Consider the following 1022-nt stretch of genomic DNA (forward strand, 5'->3'; position numbering starts at 1 on the left):
GCCCCCTGCCCCCTGCTCCCTGTTATGCAGTCTTTTTAGTAGGTTATTTACCAATATACATATTTTTTAACACATACTGATTATCCTTGCTCTTCCGTAAGATTTACGTAATATATCAGTAACTAATAATATCAAGTAATTAAGGGTAGCGAGAGGAGTGAAAGCGAGGAAAATTCAGAATTACCCATTACCTACAGCCTATTTTTTATTACCTCCTGATAAATTATGAGAAATAATATCGTTTTCCATAAGAAATGTTAAGCATCTGAGCGATCAGATTGCGGGGATCAATATCTGCTTCTCATCTACCGTTAGTCCATATTTCTCAAGGCATATACCAGAACTCTTTCCCCTACCTGTGGGTATATGTGAATTCTCATTCATAACTAGAAAAAATCAACTGTAAACTTTAGTAAAGAAATGCTCATTTTAAAGCCAAGGTTTTATATACTAAATTTCACTGAAACAAAATCAGTTAATTCGCTTTCGAGTGAGAAACAACTGAAATTTAAACTTGCTGTGTATTGGGAGGAAAAGTCATGGTTTCGGCTCAAAGCTCTAATCTAGTTCGGACCCACTCCTTGTTAATGATGAGAAGCTTTTTAATCTGGACATTTACGTTGGCAGTGTGCTTGTTAGTTGTTGGTTTTCCGTTGGTTGTATTAATGGCTACAGTAGGTTGTTTATTATCTATTGTTTTACAATCCGTGATGCCTGCTAGTGCCGTGTTAATTGTGGCAGGTGGCTTAGTAACGTTTAATGTCATGGCAGTATTAATTGCTGCTGGAGTGCTAACAGCTAAAGGTATTCATCCTAAGCAAATAAAATGGTTAAATTGGTTACATGACGAAGCTGAAAAAACTCAAACCACTGTTTATGCAGCTTGCCCTTTAACTTGTGAAATCAACCAATAATTATCATTAGCTAACACTTGACAAATAGTACATCTGCCCGGTTCATCCGGGTTTTTTAATGTTGAAAATAGGGAACAGGAAAGAAGCAGGGGGCAGGGGGCAGGGGGC

The 1022-nt window shown here is 37.5% G+C and carries 1 protein-coding gene; it reads left to right on the forward strand.

Annotated features, from left to right (window positions below):
- The first annotated feature begins 539 nt into the window (after positions 1-539).
- Complete coding sequence (locus IQ228_RS26280; protein WP_027401875.1) at positions 540-914, forward strand: hypothetical protein; 375 nt, start codon at positions 540-542, stop codon at positions 912-914.
- Positions 915-1022: the final 108 nt, after the last annotated feature.

The organism is Dolichospermum sp. LEGE 00246 (assembly GCF_015207865.1).
GTDB classification, from domain to species: domain Bacteria; phylum Cyanobacteriota; class Cyanobacteriia; order Cyanobacteriales; family Nostocaceae; genus Dolichospermum; species Dolichospermum heterosporum.